Source organism: Pseudoxanthomonas jiangsuensis, from assembly GCF_010093185.1.
Classification (GTDB): Bacteria; Pseudomonadota; Gammaproteobacteria; order Xanthomonadales; family Xanthomonadaceae; genus Pseudoxanthomonas; species Pseudoxanthomonas jiangsuensis.
The window spans coordinates 19206-33870 of the sequence record NZ_PDWL01000010.1 but is presented as its reverse complement, the minus strand read 5'-3'; the positions used below and the strand labels follow the sequence as shown (position 1 = coordinate 33870).

10 protein-coding genes are annotated in these 14665 nt (G+C 70.3%); all 10 read right to left on the bottom strand.

All coding sequences use genetic code 11. From position 1 onward, the window contains the following. Nucleotides 1–61: 61 nt before the first annotated feature. The 10 genes from CSC62_RS07950 to CSC62_RS07905 all read right to left on the bottom strand — a co-directional run bounded on the left by CSC62_RS07950 (nucleotide 62) and on the right by CSC62_RS07905 (nucleotide 14663). Nucleotides 62–1084 (bottom strand): cupin-like domain-containing protein, encoded by a 1023-nt coding sequence (locus tag CSC62_RS07950; RefSeq protein WP_162405645.1) that lies wholly within the window; start codon nucleotides 1082–1084, stop codon nucleotides 62–64. A 3-nt stretch (nucleotides 1085–1087) separates the two neighbouring features. Further along, nucleotides 1088–1852, bottom strand: coding sequence for a SapC family protein (locus tag CSC62_RS07945; protein ID WP_162405644.1), 765 nt, complete (start codon nucleotides 1850–1852; stop codon nucleotides 1088–1090). A gap of 109 nt (nucleotides 1853–1961) precedes the next feature. Continuing rightward, complete coding sequence (locus tag CSC62_RS07940) at nucleotides 1962–5093, bottom strand: TonB-dependent receptor (protein ID WP_162405643.1); 3132 nt, start codon at nucleotides 5091–5093, stop codon at nucleotides 1962–1964. 787 nt (nucleotides 5094–5880) lie between these two features. Beyond that, on the bottom strand, nucleotides 5881–6432 hold the full coding sequence (locus CSC62_RS07935; RefSeq protein WP_162405642.1) for an NADPH-dependent FMN reductase: 552 nt from the start codon (nucleotides 6430–6432) through the stop codon (nucleotides 5881–5883). A 68-nt stretch (nucleotides 6433–6500) separates the two neighbouring features. Then, nucleotides 6501–7682 carry a nicotinate phosphoribosyltransferase gene (gene pncB, locus CSC62_RS07930; RefSeq protein ID WP_162405641.1) on the bottom strand — a complete coding sequence of 394 codons (1182 nt, stop codon included), beginning with the start codon at nucleotides 7680–7682 and terminating at the stop codon, nucleotides 6501–6503. Nucleotides 7683–7708: 26 nt separating this feature from the next. Further along, nucleotides 7709–8575, bottom strand: coding sequence for a glycosyltransferase family 2 protein (locus CSC62_RS07925; protein WP_162405640.1), 867 nt, complete (start codon nucleotides 8573–8575; stop codon nucleotides 7709–7711). Next, nucleotides 8572–9426, bottom strand: a complete 855-nt coding sequence (locus CSC62_RS07920; protein ID WP_211368952.1) for a glycosyltransferase — start codon at nucleotides 9424–9426, stop codon at nucleotides 8572–8574. Before CSC62_RS07920 ends, CSC62_RS07925 begins: the two co-directional genes overlap by 4 nt. A gap of 76 nt (nucleotides 9427–9502) precedes the next feature. Beyond that, on the bottom strand, nucleotides 9503–10369 hold the full coding sequence (locus CSC62_RS07915; RefSeq protein WP_211368951.1) for an alpha-amylase family protein: 867 nt from the start codon (nucleotides 10367–10369) through the stop codon (nucleotides 9503–9505). Between the two features lie 23 nt (nucleotides 10370–10392). After that, a complete protein-coding gene (locus CSC62_RS07910) occupies nucleotides 10393–12531 on the bottom strand; it encodes an NfrA family protein (protein WP_162405639.1) in 2139 nt (712 codons plus the stop codon). Further along, nucleotides 12528–14663, bottom strand: a complete 2136-nt coding sequence (locus CSC62_RS07905; protein WP_162405638.1) for a glycosyl transferase family protein — start codon at nucleotides 14661–14663, stop codon at nucleotides 12528–12530. The genes CSC62_RS07910 and CSC62_RS07905 overlap by 4 nt, the downstream gene beginning before the upstream one ends. Between the last annotated feature and the right edge of the window lie 2 nt (nucleotides 14664–14665).

Sequence of the window (14665 nt, the reverse complement as noted above, 5' to 3'; positions counted from 1 at the left end):
GGCGGACCGGTGGCCATGGCGGCGCATCCGGAGGCCGCCATGCCGTTGTCGCGTGACGGCCTCAGCGGTTGAGCCGGGCCAGCAGCATCGCCCGCAACTGGCGGGCCTGGGTTTCGTCCACCGGCGCCAGCATTCCCCGCGCCGCTTCCGGCAGGTGCTCGCCGGCGCGGCCGGCCGGGCCGAACACGTAGTACTCGAACACCTCGCGCCAGGCCTGCTTCTCGCGCTCGGGCCGGTCGCGCAACGACCACATCGCCAGGTAGAGGGCGTGCATCGGCGTGGGCACCCAGGCCGGCATGCTCATCCACCAGTAATTAACCAGGACGTTGAACGCTTCCAGGCCCTCGACGTGGTGCCACCACATGCTCGGGATGAAGATCGCGTCGCCCGGCTCCAGCACCGCGACCTGCGCATTCGGCAGGGCATCGGCGAAGCGCGGGAAGCGCTCGAAGTCCGGGCGGGCGAAATCGACCACGCTGACCGCCTGGCCGCCGGGCGTCGGGTCCAGCGGGCCGGGATAGAGGTTGCCGATCTGGTCCGGCGGGAACAGGGTGAAGCGGCGGCGTCCGACGCCGCACACGGCGATGTTGTTGGGCGCATCGTAATGGCACGAGGCGGTCACCCGGTTGCCGATCCAGACGCTCGGCGGCGCCTGGATGCCGTGCGCGGCGAAGTCCAGGTCGTTGTCCGCGCGCATCGCCGGCAGGCAGGCGTCGACCTGCTGGGACGCAACGTAGTAGGTGGGCGGCCGTGGCTCGTCCAGATGCGCGGCGATCTCGTCCAGGACCTGGTCGAGCCCGCCGCGGCGGACCTCGCAGTTCAGCGCACTCAGGTCGTCGTTGTAGAACGGCCGTCCGCCCACCTCCGGACTGCCGTAGGAATACTGCACCGGGCGGCCGCTGGAATGCGACTTGAGATAATCCATGGCCGCCTGCGTGCCGTTCCTTCCGGCCCGCACCAGGCCCCAGTCGCCGGCCAGGCCCTTGAGTACGGTCGGCACCGCGGCGTCCAGCAACTCGGCCAGCGGCAGCGCATCGCCCCGGCAGCCCTCAAGGACACGGATGCTGGCCGGTTGCGGGGCCACGGTTCAGTTGCTGCGCTCGCCCGCGCCGGCGGTCTCGGGCTGCTCGCGCAGCCGGCGCTGCTTCTCGGCGATCAGCCGGCGCATGTTGTTCAGCGACGCCAGGATCAGGTAGACGCCTTCGAGCCAACCGTCGCGATGCAGCCCATGCAGGGCCTCGGCATCAAGCGCGGCCAGGCGGTCGCGGTCGATCCCGTACAGCCCGGTCAGGTTGACACTGTGGGTCGCGTCGAAGCGCACGTCCAGGCTGATCGGCTGGATCAGCTCCAGCCTGTCGAGCGCGGCGAACATCACCCGGCCGGCTTCCACGCCGTCGTTGATGCCGCGCAGGATGGTGATGATGTGCTGCAGGTACGGACTGTTTCCTCCCTGCGGCAGGAATACGTGCTCGCCCTCGCCCTGGCCCACGCGGGCGTGTTCCATGTCGACGTGGATGACCGGCTCGCGGCGCAGCTGGCCGTCCACCTGCTGCTCCTGGAAGCCGATCAGGAACGGGCCGCGCGCGATCACGCCGGGAAGGTAGCCGGCGCTCCAGCGGTCTCCCTGCAGAAACAGGTTCTCCTCCTTGTCGAATCCGAGCAAAGCGACCGACTGGAACTGGCCGCTGGTGGGATCCTTGCGGAAGAAGATCGGGTATTCGCGCTGCAACTCGGCGTACTCGGTCGGGAAGGCGGGCACCATGCCCATCGCATCGCCGAACTCGGCACCGAAGCGGGTGACGACCCGCAGATCCTTGTGGGCAACATTGTCCAGCGTTTCGTATCGGGCCATTGGTCTAACGTCTTCGAGCTGCAGTCCGTGGAATGTTATGCACCTTTGCGGAGCGGAAAGAAAGGGGCCGCTGCCATGGCAGCGGCCCCTTCCGTGTTGCGGTGAAACCTTAGAACTTGTAACGCACGCCCAAGGTGTAGCGCGGGCTCTGGTCGAGCAGTCGCACGATCTGCTTGACGTCGCGGGCGTGCCAGCGCACGTCCTCGCCGGTCAAGTTGATCGCCTCGACGCCGACCGACCACTTGTCGTTGAACGCGTAGCTCACGCTCAGGTCGATCTGGTCGTAGTCCTCGACGTAGTACGGGTTGCGGCTGCCGCCCTGGTTGGACAGGATCAGGTACTCGTCGCGCCAGTTCCAGGCCAGACGTGCCGACCAGCCGAACTTCTCGTACATCAGCATCAGGTTGGCGGTGTCGCTCAGGCCGAGCAGCGCGAACTGGTCGACGCCCGGATCGCCGGCGTTGTCGATGCCTACGTCACCATCGACGATGGTGTAGTTGGCATACACGCCGAAGCCGGTGTCGCCGAAGAAGTACTGGCCGCCGACTTCCCAGCCGTGCAGCTTGGACGACTCCTGATTGATCGGCCGGGCGACGTTGAACATGTACAGCGGATCGTCCGCCTCGCCGACCAGGTCGTAGGCGTTCTCCATCGCCAGCGCCTGGGCGCCGCTGCCGTTGTAGGCCGCCAGGCCGCCGGTGGCGCCGGCATTGCGGTACATCGCAAGCGCGGTGAACAGGGCGGTGTTGTCGGCCGTGCAGGCCGAGCTCGGGTCGTTGCCCGCCGCGGTCACCTGCGCCGCGCATGCCGAGCTCTGCAGGAACGCCAGTGCCGCCTGCGCATCCGGACCGGAGGTCGGATCGGTCAGGCCGTACAGGCTCTCGCGGACCACCGTGTTGCCGATGAAGTTGTCGACCCGCTTGTTCCAGTAGGTCAGCGAGACGTAGCTGGCATCGGCGAAGTACCACTCCAGGGCCAGGTCGAGGTTGTCGGACTCGATCGGGTCCAGGGTCGGCGTGTTGGCGGTGCCGGTCGCACGGTAGGTCTCGTTCACCAGCACCGAACCGGTGAAGGTGTTCGGGCCCGGGCCGGCGTACAGGTTGCCGTACGGCGCGCGCGCGATGCTCTGGCTCACCGAGGCACGGGCCTTCAGGTCGGCGGTCAGGTCGATGCTGAAGTCCAGGTTCGGCAGGATGTAGCTGTAGCTGTGCTTCTCGGAGAACGGCAGGGTGTCGCTGGTGCGGTCGATCCGCGAGTCGTTGTTGGAGGTCCACACCAGCGACTGCGGCACGGCGACCGCCGAGGTCGAGACCAGGTCGGTCTTCTCGTAGCGGATGCCGAACCGGGTATGGGTGCTCAAGCCGCCCAGAGTGCCGTCCAGATCCAGCTGCATGTACGCCGAATTGGTCTTCTCCTCGATGCGGTTGTCCGCGGCCAGGATCGGGTTGACGCTGAAGTTGGCGCCGTAGGCGTCGGCCGCCCACAGGCCGCCCGCGGTGGCGCTGCCGCGCCAGCCGCCGGTCGGAGCACCGGCGCCGCTGAAGTCATCGAACAGGCCGGCGTAGTTGGTCGCCTGCAGCAACGGGTAGAGGCCCGGCTCGTTGCCGGTGTTGGCCGCGCTCCAGTCGCCGAGGGTGTTGTACTGCTCCGAGGCCTGACGGCGGATCATCGAGACCTTCGAGGAGTCCACGCCGAACTGGAAGCGGCCTTCATCGAAGTCCAGGATGCCGTCGAGGCGGGCCTGCTTGACCTCGGTTTCCTGACGCACGGCGTTGACGCGCAACACCTGGCTGCCGATCTGCTCGACCGGGAAGTCCGGGTTGAGCACGCCGTTGGTGCCGGCGGCGGCGGCGGCCATCGACGGATACCAGCTGCGGGCGGCGATCGGCAGGCCGCTGTTGAAGTACATCTCCTGCGACCAGGCGCCACCGCAGTACGGGCCGCTGGTGCAGTTGTTGGTGCCGGCCACGCTGAAGTAGGTGGCGCTGCCACCGGTGGCCGGGTCGTTGGGACGGCTCTCCGAGGTGGTGTTGTGCGCGTCGAACGCCAGGCGGAAACGGTCGCTCACCTGCCAGTCGGCGTTGAACCCGATCGAGTCCAGGGTGTAGCGCTGCATGTTGCGCTGCTGCTCGTAGCCGAAGTCCTTGGTCTCCACGATCTCGCGCAGGTAGACCGGGGTGGCCACTTCATTGCCGTCGAACTCCATGTGGGTGAAGCTGCCCTGCTGCAGCCACTGGGTCTGCTCGCCGCGGTCTTCCTGGATCTCGTTGTTGGCGTAGGTGTAGTCCAGGGTCAGGGTGATGGCGTCGGTCGGCGCGAACTGCAGCACCGCCTGGCCGTTGGTGCGCTCGCGCTGGAAGTCTGCGAAGGCGTAGCGCAGATCGTTGGGCAAGGCATACAGCTGGCCGATCTCCGGCGCATTGACGATGGTGCCGCCCGGACGCAGGACGCCGGCACCGCCGTTCCAGCGGGCGATGTTCCAGTTGTTTTCGGTGGCCTGCACCGAACCGCCGTGGCGCTTCTGGTAGCTGGCGCTCAGGCCGATACCCCAGACCTTGTCCGGGCTCGCGTAGCTGAACACGCCCGACACTTCCGGGGTGATGTCGCTGCCGAAGAGCTGGGAGTCATCGGAAACGGCCTTGACGCCGGCGCTGGCAACCACTTCGCCACCGCGGTGGTTCAGCGGACGATCGGTGAGGATGTTGATCGTGGCGCCGATGCCGCCGCTGGGCACGTGGGCCTGGCCGGTCTTGTAGACCTCGATGCCGCTGATCGCCTCGGAGGCCAGCTGGGCGAAGTTGAACGCGCGGGTACCGGCGTCGACGCCGCCGATCGGCACCTGGCCCGCCGCGCCGAACGCGTCGGCGCCGGGGACCTGGCGGCCGTTGAGGGTGACCAGGTTGAACTGCGGGCCGAAGCCGCGCGCGGTGATCTGCGCGCCTTCGCCGTCGCGGCGCTCGATCGAGATGCCGGTGATGCGCTGCAGCGATTCGGCCAGGTTGGTGTCCGGGAACTTGCCGATGTCCTCGGCGCTGATCGCGTCGACCACGCCGGCCGAATCGCGCTTGATGTTCATCGCCTGGTTGAGGCTCTGCCGCAGACCGCTGACCACCACGGTGTCGAGGTTGGTCGCCTCGGTCGAGGTTTGCGCGTCCTGGGCGAACGCCGGGTTGATGATGACCATGCCGCCGACGATGGTGAACATCGCCTTCGAGCGGAAACGCTTGAGCTTGTGATTCATTCGATAGTCCTCAGCACTGGAGTTGGACGTGGGTGGGCGCGTCATCTACGGCGCACGCCGCGGCACCGGCCGCGGTCGCGTCTTTCGACAGCGCTGGACATCGACAACTGCAAAAACTCATGTTCGTGACCCTCCCCTTTGTACTTCGATTGATGGATCCATCCGCCCCTCTCGGGGCATTCGCAGGCCGCAACCTGCAAGTCGTCCGGAATGCGGAAAGCCCTTCCGGACCGCCGGCTTTCATTCCTTCCGGCGAAACCTCGACCCGATCATCCGCAGCAGTAGGCCATGCCCATGGATCCGCCCCCTGCGTCGTCCGGCAACCGGGCCGGTATCCATGGCGTCCTATCTGATAGCGCTATCAGATCGCTTCGAAATAGGAATAGCACGCACAAATCCGGGGTGTCACCGTGCAGCGCAACACATTTTTTACAGTTGCCCCTGCAACGTTGCGCCATTGAAAACAAGAGGTCCGATGACACCGGGAGGCAATTCGCTGGCGAATGGGAGGGGACGTTTTGCCAGCCGCGTATTCATGCGATCCAGGACGATCGGTAACGCCCTTTCAATCAGGCAATTACCCGGAGCCCGGCATTTGCCGGAAAACCATCCGCAGCAGTACTGGATCGAGACCGTGTCGACGGGAACCAATCGTTGTCGCGGCTGACGACGGCGGCAGTGAAAAAATCGTTCATGGCGATCGGCGGGGCAGGACCGGACCTGCGATCCCTCCCATGGCGTTCTCGGGGCGGGCTGCCACTGACAGCGCTGGACCGCGCAGGCCCGCTCAGCCGTCGATGAAATCGCGGTAGCCGGCCAGGAACGCCGCCAGCTGCGCCGTCGTGCGCTCGTCGACCAGCGCGCCCTGGGCATCGAAGGCTTGCCCGGCGCGCGACACCATCAGCCGGCCCTGCGACCAGAAGCGGATGCCCAGCGTGCGCAGCACCGGCAGCCAGGCGTCCTGCGCCAGTATCGTGCCGAAGCCGCCAGGCGAGGCGCCGACCAGGGCCACCGGCCGCCCGCCGAACACCGCGGGCGCCTCGGCCGGCGGGCGCGAGAGCCAGTCGATCGCGTTCTTGAACACCCCGGGGATGCCGTTGTTGTACTCGGGCGTGGCCAGCAGCAGGCCGTCGCAGGCGAGCACGCGCGCCTTGAGCGCGGCCACCGCGGGCGGCTCGCCTTCGCCCTGCTCGAGGTCGCCGTCGTACAGCGGGATGCCGTGCAGGGTGGCCAGTTCCAGTTCCACGCCCTGCACCTGCAGCGCCTGCGCGGCGCGCAAAAGGGCGGTGTTGAACGAGCCGGTGCGCAGGCTGCCGGAAATGCCGAGGATGCGTGCCATGCGGGAACTCGCCTGTGCGCCGGAAGCGGCCGGCGCCAGCATAGCCTTACCGGCCGCCTTCCCCGCGCTCAGGGCGCCGGCACGCCGAAGACCTGGCGCAGGTAGGCCAGGTAGCCGGGGTCGTCGACCATGGTCTTGCCGGGGGTGTCGCTGAGCTTGGCCACCGGCTGGCCGTTGCAGCGGACCATCTTCAGCACGATCTGCAAGGGCTTGGGCCCCAGGTCGTTGGTCAGGTTGGTCCCGACCCCGAACGACATCCGGGCGCGGCCGCGGAAACGCGCGTACAGCGCCATCACCTTGTCGATGTCCAGGCCATCGCTGAAGACGAAGGTCTTGGAGCGCGGATCGACCCGGTTGGCCTGCAGGTGCGCCACCATCCGCTCGCCCCACTCGAACGGGTCGCCGGAGTCGTGGCGCATGCCGTCGAACAGTTTGCAGAAGAACAGGTCGAAGTCGCGCAGGAACGCCTCCAGGCCGATGGTGTCGGTCAGGGCGATGCCGAGGTCGCCGCGGTACTCGCGCGCCCAGTTGTCGAACGCGGCCACCTGGGAGTCGCGCAGGCGCGGGCCCAGCGCCTGGTGCGCCTGCAGCCACTCGTGGGCCATGGTCCCCTGCGGCACCAGGCCCAGCAGGCGGGCGAAGTGCACGTTCGAGGTGCCGACGAAATGCTCGCCCAGCTCGGCGCGCAGGTGCGGCAGGACCTCGCCGTGCCAGGCGTGCGACCAGCGGCGGCGGGTGCCGAAGTCGGTCAGCACGCAGTCCTCGAAGCCCACCGCCTCGCGCAGCCGCGCGGCCTTGGCCCGCAACCGGCGCAGGCCCTCCTCGCGGTCGGGCGGGCCGTAGGTGCCGCGCATCCAGACCTCGCTGACGATCGCCAGCAAGGGCACCTCGAACAGGATGGTGTGCAGCCAGGGGCCGCGCAGGCGTAGTTCGATCCCGCCCGCCTCGGCCGGGTGGGCGCGCAGCCGCACGTACTTGCGGTCGAAGTGGAACAGGCCGAGGAAGTCGACGAAGTCCGGCTTGAGGAAGCGCAGACCGCGCAGGTAGTCCAGTTCCTCCGGCCGCATCCGCAGGGCGCACAGGGCGTCGATCTGCTCGGAGATCTCGCCCAGGAACGGCACCAGGTCCACGTCCGCCGAGCGGCAGCGGAACAGGTACTCGACCTGGGCGCCGGGATGCTGGTGCAGCACCGCCTGCATCATCGTGAACTTGTACAGGTCGGTGTCGAGCAGCGAGGGAATGATCGGCATGGTCGCCTCCGGAGGGACTGGCGGGTTCAGTGCGGCGCCAGCACGCGCGGCAGGCGGGCGGCGAAATGCGCCCAGATCGCCGCGAACACCGCCGCGCGCGTGGCCGGGCCGCGGCGCGCGGCCTCGAACTTGCGGAAGTAGCGCCACAGTCCGCGGTGCTTGTGCCATTCCACGAACAGCGGCCGCGAACGGCTGGACACGCCGCGGACGTGCAGCACCGGTACGTCGTTGGCCACCGCCACCACCGCTCCGGCCTGGCGCGCACGCCGGCACAGGTCCAGGTCCTCGGCGTGCAGGCGATAGCCCTGGTCGAAGCCGCCGATGCGCACGAACAGTTCGCGCGGCATCAGCATCAGCGCGCCGGACACCGCGTCCAAGGGTTGCAAAGGCCGGCCCGGATCCATGGCCACGTCCAGGCGCGCGCCGGCGGCCGGGTGCCGCAGCATCGCCGCGAAGTCCGGATCGCGGCGCCGCGCCGCGCCGTCGCGCAAGCCGTCGGCGCCATGCAGGTCGGCGCCGACCAGGGCCTGGCCGCCCAGTGCCAGCGCATGCCCGCGCAGCCGGTGCAGCGAGTCCGGCCTCACCTGCAGGTCCGGGTTGACGAAGGCCAGCCAGGGCGCGTCGCTGTCGGCCGCGCCCTGGTTGCAGGCCACCGCGAAGCCGGGATTGTCGGGATTGGCGATGAAGCGCAGGCGTGGATCGGCCAGCGCGTGCCGCTGCAGGATTTCCAGGCTGCCGTCATCCGAGCCGTTGTCCACGACCCGGATCTGCTCCACGCCGCGGGCGGCGCGCAGCCGGACCAGGCATTCGTCCAGGGTCGAGGCGCTGCGGTAGCTGACCACCACCGCGGCGATGCCCTCGCCGCCTTCCACGTGTCCGCCCCCGGCGCTCATGCCGCCGGCTCCGTGGCCGGCGCGGCGAACAGGTCGTCCTGCGGGTTGTCGCGCAGGCGCGCGTGCAGGTCCTGCAGCTGCCGGCGCTGTTCGTGCAAAGGGTCGCGCATCAGGAAATCGGCCAGGCGCGAATGCCAGGCCGGCCAGCGCGCGGCCAGCACGTCGAGGTCGCCGTCGGCGGCCCCGCCCTCGCCGCCGCGGGCCACGAACGCGGTCTCGCACAGGGCGTTGCGCCAGCCCAGCCCGGCCAGGCGCAGGGACAGGTCGATCAGGGCCGCATACCAGGAGCCGAAGCTGGCCGTGTCCAGGCCGCCGGCGCGCAGGCGGGCGCTGCCGCGCAGGGCCACCGCGTGGCCGATCGCGGCCGGCAGTTCCGGATGCTGCGGCGCCATCGCCGCGCAGGCCTGCGCGGTCAGCATCGGGTCGGCCGGCGGCGGCGAGATTTCTCCCAGCCGCGGCCAGGCGGCGGCCTCGCCGGCGTTGCACCAGGGCGTGGCGGTGGCGATCGAGGCGTCGCGCGCCAGGCAGGCGGCCAGCTGCGCCAGCCAGCCCGGCAGGGGCTGGGCGTCGGCGGCCAGGACCACCACGTCGGCCGGGCCGCAGGCCTGCAGCATCTCCTGCAGATGCGCGGCCTGGCCAATCGGCTGAGTGCGCCGGGTGTACTCGGCGCGCAGCCGGGTGCGTTGCAGCCAGCGCTCGACGATGGCGATCCCGCGCGGCCCGGCCTGGGCATCGTCGGCCAGCCACACCGGGGTGCCGGCGGGGGTGGCGGCGTCCAGCGCCGCCAGGCAGGCATCCAGCGCGTCCTCGTCGGCGGCGAGCGGCAGCAGCACGATGGGCAGGTCGCTCACGGGGATGCGCGGACTCCTCGGGGAATGCGCAGACTTTAACAGGGCGGCCGTGGGCGCCCGCGGCGGGCGGTGCCGGTCAGCGCCGGCCGCGCAGTTCGCGGCGCAGGGCTTCGACCGCCGCCGGGTCCAGGTAGTGCGGCCCCTCGAACAGGAACACGCGCTCGCCCGGATAGGCGCGCAGCTGCGCCGCCAGTTCCGGCGCCGTGGCAGGGCGGAAGCCGCCCGCCGGATCGGGCCGGAACGCTTCCACGATCAGGCGCACGCGCCTGTGTCCCAGCGCCGCGCGCAGTTCTTCGAGGTATCCGGCGGCGACCTGCGGTTCGCGGGTGTGCAGGCCGACCCCGTCCTGGAACAGCACGCCCACGTCCGCGGGCAACCACTCCCGCAACCAGGCCGCCAGCGCGCGACCGCCGACGTTGTGGTTGTCGTACACGCTCACCCACAAAGGACGCGGCAATGCCTGCAGCTGCGCGGCCATGGCCGGCGCGTCGGTCCAGCCCGGGTCGATTTCGACCGGGAAATACCAGGCCGCCACCTTGACCGGCGGCGCGTGCTCGACCAGGCAGCGGGCGCGCTCGCCCAGCACGGCCAGACCGCCGCGCGCGCGGGTTTCGTCGTAGTCGCCGGCCAGGCCGAGGATCACCTGCCGCGCCCACGGCTCGCGTGCGATCCGCTCCCAGTCCGGCAGGGCGGCCTCGGACGGCGGGGTGCCGCAGCCGGCGACGAAGCCGTGCTCGCCGGCCTGGGTCCACTGCACGACCAGGGTATGCGCGCCCAGCCGATGCCAGTCTCCATGCGGGCGCAGGGTCTGAGCGTCGGGCTGCCAGAACACGCCGTCGATGCGGGCGGCACCGCCCGCGGCTACTGCAGGATCGGCGCCCAGGGCGCAGGCCGCCAGCAGGCAGCCGCGCAGCAGGGCCGCGGTAGGGAGGGAAACAGGCATCGACGCTACGGAGCCGGGAGGGATCAATAGTTGACCGTACCGCGGATGAACCAGCCCTCCGCGCGCGCCTCGCCGCCCAGCCGCAACCGGTATTGCAGCGACAGTTCCAGCCAGGAGCGCGGGGCGAGGTAATGATCCTGGCGGAACCACTGGCGCAGGTTCAAGCCCGGGCCGGCGCCGAAGGCATCGGCCCGGGAGAAGGCCTGGTTGTGCTCAGCCACCACCGCCAGGTGCGGAGTGACCACAGTGCCGCCGCCGCGATGCCAGCTTCGCCCGCCCTGCCATTCGCCGATGGCGTAGGTCCAGCCGTGGTCGAGGTAGCGCCCGGCCTCGGCGTAGAGCTGGCTGCTCCACCACGCCGGCACGTCCGCCCGCAGGTCGGTGCCATGGCTGTGCGACCAGGCCGCGCGCAGCAGCCAGTCGTCGATCGCCGCATCGCCCACATGCTGCAGCCGCTCCACCGCCAGCACCAGGTTCTGGCTGCGCAGCGGCCGCGCGCGCGCGCCGAAGGCGGCCTGCAGGCTGTCGCCGCCGGTCGCCGCGCCGTCCTGGCTCCAGGCGTTGCCGGTTAGGCGGGCGTGGAATTCGACATAGCGACCCTGGCTTTGCAGCGCCTGCGGCCGCAGATAGCCCTCCCAGCCCAGCTGCAGGTTGTCGCCCGGCAGGCGCGCGCCGCCGAGGCCGGCCAGGGTGCTGTCGCCGCGGTAGCTGAAGGAAGCGATGAAGCCGCGGTCCCTGTCCAGTTCGGCCAGCGCGCGGCGGACCTGGAAGCGCGGCTGCGGCGCCAGTTCCACCCGGCCGGCATCGGCTGCGTCCAGGCTGCGGCGGAACCAGGCCGCGGCCCGGTCGCGCACCTCCAGCCGCAGGGCGGTATAGGCCGCGTCCGCCAGCATGGTGTCCGGAAGCGCGCCTTGGGCATCGAGCGCATCGATGATCGCCAGCGCCTGCGCCGGCTGGTCGGCGGCCAGGGCACGGTAGGCCTGGTCGGCGCGCAGGGCGGCGGCCTGCGCGCGGTAGCCGCCGTCGCCGTCCTGCGCCGCCAGCGCGGCGGCGTCGAACAGGGCCAGCGCCGCCTGCGGCCGGTCGGACGCGAGGCGCTGCGCCTGCGCGGCCAAAAGATGGGAGAGCGGCGCAGAAGGCTGCACGCCGCAATGGATGCCGAACGCGTCTTCGCCGCAGGCGACCTGCGGTACCTCGGCCGGCAGTGCACGCAGCAAAGCCGGATCGAAGCGGCCGGCCTCGATCGCATCCGCCAGCCGCAGATGCTCGTCCGCAGCGGCATCGTTCGCCGGCGAAGGCTGCAGCAACTGGCGGGCATCTCCGGTCCGGCCTTCGGCCAGCAGCGCTTCGGCCAGGGCCAGGCGCAGGCGCGGCCGGGCCTCCTCCGGCACCCATTCCAGGCCGTCGCGCAGGGTCTTCTGCGCAGCCGCGGCGTCACCCTGCGCGTGCAGCAGGCCAGCCAGTGCCAGCCAGCCGTCGGCGCTGGTGCCGGCCTGTGCGGTCGCGGTCTGTGCGGCATCGAGCGCGTCCTGCGACGCACCTTCGCGCAGCAGCACCTGCCGCAGCCGCAGCAGATGCGCGGCCGGCAACCCGGGCGCATAGCCCAGCGCCTCGTCCACCGCGACCTCCGCTGCCGCGGCGTCGCCGCGGGTCTCGGCCGCCCAGGCCCGGCGCAAGGCCGCGGTCGCCAGTTGCTGGCCGATGTCGATGCGGCGCGCACGCAGGCCCGCATCGCCCGGGCGCTCGGCCAGCGCGCGCTCGACCGTGCGCCAGGCCTGCGACCAGTCGCCAGCCGCCTGCAGCCGGTGCAGGCGCGTGTTCCAGTCGATGGGCTGCGGGCGCGGCGACGCCGCAGGCGGGCGCTCCGTGGCCGCGGCCCGCCCGGGCACGGACGCAGGTGCGGCACCGCGCGCGGCCTGCTCGGCGCTGGCCAGCAAGGCGTGCAGCCGGGCCACGTCCGGACGCAGGCGCACCGCCTCGCGCGCCTGTTCGGCCGCCTGCGCGTAGTCGCCGCGCGCATAGGCGGCATAGGCCTGCTCGGCGATGCGGTAAGCCGCGCCGCTCAGCGGCAGCTCTCCATCGGCATCCTGGGCGCGGGCCTGCACCGGGGCGGCCAGGATCGCCAGCAAGGCATAGGCCAACAGCGTGGGCTGGATGTTCATGCCTGCAGCACCGTGGCGGGTGCGGCCTGCGCACGGCGACGCTGCTCCTCCACCGCCTGGGCGATCGCCTCGTGGCTGGCCACGCCCTGGCGCACCAGGTATTCGCCGATGCGGCCGTCGCGTTGCGGGCGGTAGGCCGACATGGCGTGCTGGAAGCCGGCCTGCCGCACCAGGCCCAGCTCCACCAGCAGGTCGCCGAGCAGAGGGGTATCGCCGGGCAAGGGCTGGCCGCCGCGCAGCTGGCGCAGACCGGCGCTGATCTCGCTCTCGCGGGCCACGTGCTGGCGCACGCGTGTACGGCCGGCGGCGGCGGACAGTTCGGCGAGCGCCTCGTCGGTCAGCGGGCTGCCCACGGCCAGGTGCAGTTCTTCTTCGGGCGAAGGCAGCGGCAGGACGCGCCAGGCCACGCACAGATCTTCGTCCAGCGCCGGACGGCCGGGGTCCTGCAGCCAGCCCTGGCCGAGCTCGGCGCGCGGCAGGTCGTACTGGTAGGCGATCGCCTCGGCCAGGGTCTCGTCGTCCAGCCAGCCGTGCGAGAGCAGGATCCGGCCCAGCGGCTGCGGCTTACCGGCCTGCTGTTCCTCCAGCGCGCGCTCGATCTTGTCCGGCTCCACCGCCTGCCACAGGGCCAGCAGTTCGCCCAGCCGGCGCCGGGTGTGGACCAGCTGGTCCTGCGAGGGGAAGTCGTGCATGGTCTTGTCCCAGGCCATGCGCTTGCCGAACAGCAGGTACTGCAGAAAGATCTTCCAGGCGCGTGCGGCGGCCATGCAGTTGACCATGTTGCCGACCACCATCCGCGGCACCGACATGACCGCGTGCTCCCAGCCGTACAGCCGGTTGACGAAGTAGAAGCGCTGCACCACCCGCATCGCCAGCGCGCCGGTGGTGAACAGCGCCACCGCCATCGGCCAGGTCCCGGCCTGGAACACGGTCGGGAAGCGCAGGGTCCACACCCCCAGCGCCTCCAACAGCCAGAACAGCAGGAACTGCAGGAACAGGACGTAGGCGATGATGCTCACGAACGAGGTGACGATGCCCTTGCGGTCGCGGAACAGCAGGTACTTGGTCGACAGCGGTCCGCGCCAGCCCAGGGTCTCCCAGCTCTGCAGGCCGATGCCCAGGGTCCAGCGCGCCTTCTGCCGGTAAGCGGCGCGGAAGTTGTCGGGGAAGTACTCGCGCACGCACAGGGCCATGCGCAGGGTGCGCTCGCGCACCGGGCCCCAGCCGAACCAGGACGCACGCCGCACCCGAAACTGGACCGGGAAGCGGGCGAAGATCGACTGCATGCCCATCGCCGCCAGGCGCGCGCCGATGTCGTAGTCCTCGGTCAGGCTGTCGGTGTTGAACGGCTGGTTCCGGGTCTGCTCGCACAATGCCAGCAGCGCCTTGCGCGAGAAGCAGGTGCCGACGCCGGCCGAGGGCACCATCCCCGACACGCTCTCGCGCACCACCAGGTCCTTGGCGTGCCACTCGGCGAACTCGTCCATGTAGGTGCCGGCCACCAGCTCGAACCACTCGCGGTCGAGCGAGGTCACCGGCAGCTGGATCATGTCCTTGCGCGGCAGCAGGTAGTTGAAGAACTTCAGCTCCAGGGGGTGCAGCACGTCCTCGCTGTCGTGCAGGACCACGCCGGCGAATTCGACGTCGTGGCGCTGCTCGTAGGCGAAGATCGCCTGGATCACCCAGTTCAGGCAGTCGGCCTTGCTGGTCGGGCCGTGGTGCGGCACCTCCACCCTCTGCAGGCGGCGGTAGCGCCGGCGCATGCGCTCGACCTCGGCGATGGTGCGCACGTCGTTGGGATAGGTGCCGACGAACACGACGTAGTGGCGGTAGTCCATCACGTCGACCATGTTCTCGATCATCTGCGCGATGACGTCGTACTCCAGCCACGCCGGCACCATGATCGCCAGCGGCTGCTCGGGGCGGCGCTGCAGGTCCTCGGCCGTGAGCGGGCGGTAGTCGCGGCGGCGCTTGAGGGTCAGCGTGCGCCAGCTCTCGCGGATCCAGTACCAGGCGTCGATGAACAAGTCGTCGAGGCTGGAGATCAGGATCAGCACCGCCACCACCACCGCCACCTTCTCGATGGCGGCGTAGTAGTTGGCCAGGTGGATGTTCCACTGCAGCGCGTCCACCG

What these genes read in the sequence shown, in the direction of transcription:
- CSC62_RS07945 (WP_162405644.1), bottom strand. Translation starts at nt 1,852, where the DNA reads ATGGCCCGATACGAAACGCTGGACAATGTTGCCCACAAGGATCTGCGG.
- CSC62_RS07940 (WP_162405643.1), bottom strand. Translation starts at nt 5,093, where the DNA reads ATGAATCACAAGCTCAAGCGTTTCCGCTCGAAGGCGATGTTCACCATC.
- CSC62_RS07935 (WP_162405642.1), bottom strand. Translation starts at nt 6,432, where the DNA reads ATGGCACGCATCCTCGGCATTTCCGGCAGCCTGCGCACCGGCTCGTTC.
- pncB (WP_162405641.1), bottom strand. Translation starts at nt 7,682, where the DNA reads ATGCCGATCATTCCCTCGCTGCTCGACACCGACCTGTACAAGTTCACG.
- CSC62_RS07925 (WP_162405640.1), bottom strand. Translation starts at nt 8,575, where the DNA reads ATGAGCGCCGGGGGCGGACACGTGGAAGGCGGCGAGGGCATCGCCGCG.
- CSC62_RS07915 (WP_211368951.1), bottom strand. Translation starts at nt 10,369, where the DNA reads ATGCCTGTTTCCCTCCCTACCGCGGCCCTGCTGCGCGGCTGCCTGCTG.
- CSC62_RS07910 (WP_162405639.1), bottom strand. Translation starts at nt 12,531, where the DNA reads ATGAACATCCAGCCCACGCTGTTGGCCTATGCCTTGCTGGCGATCCTG.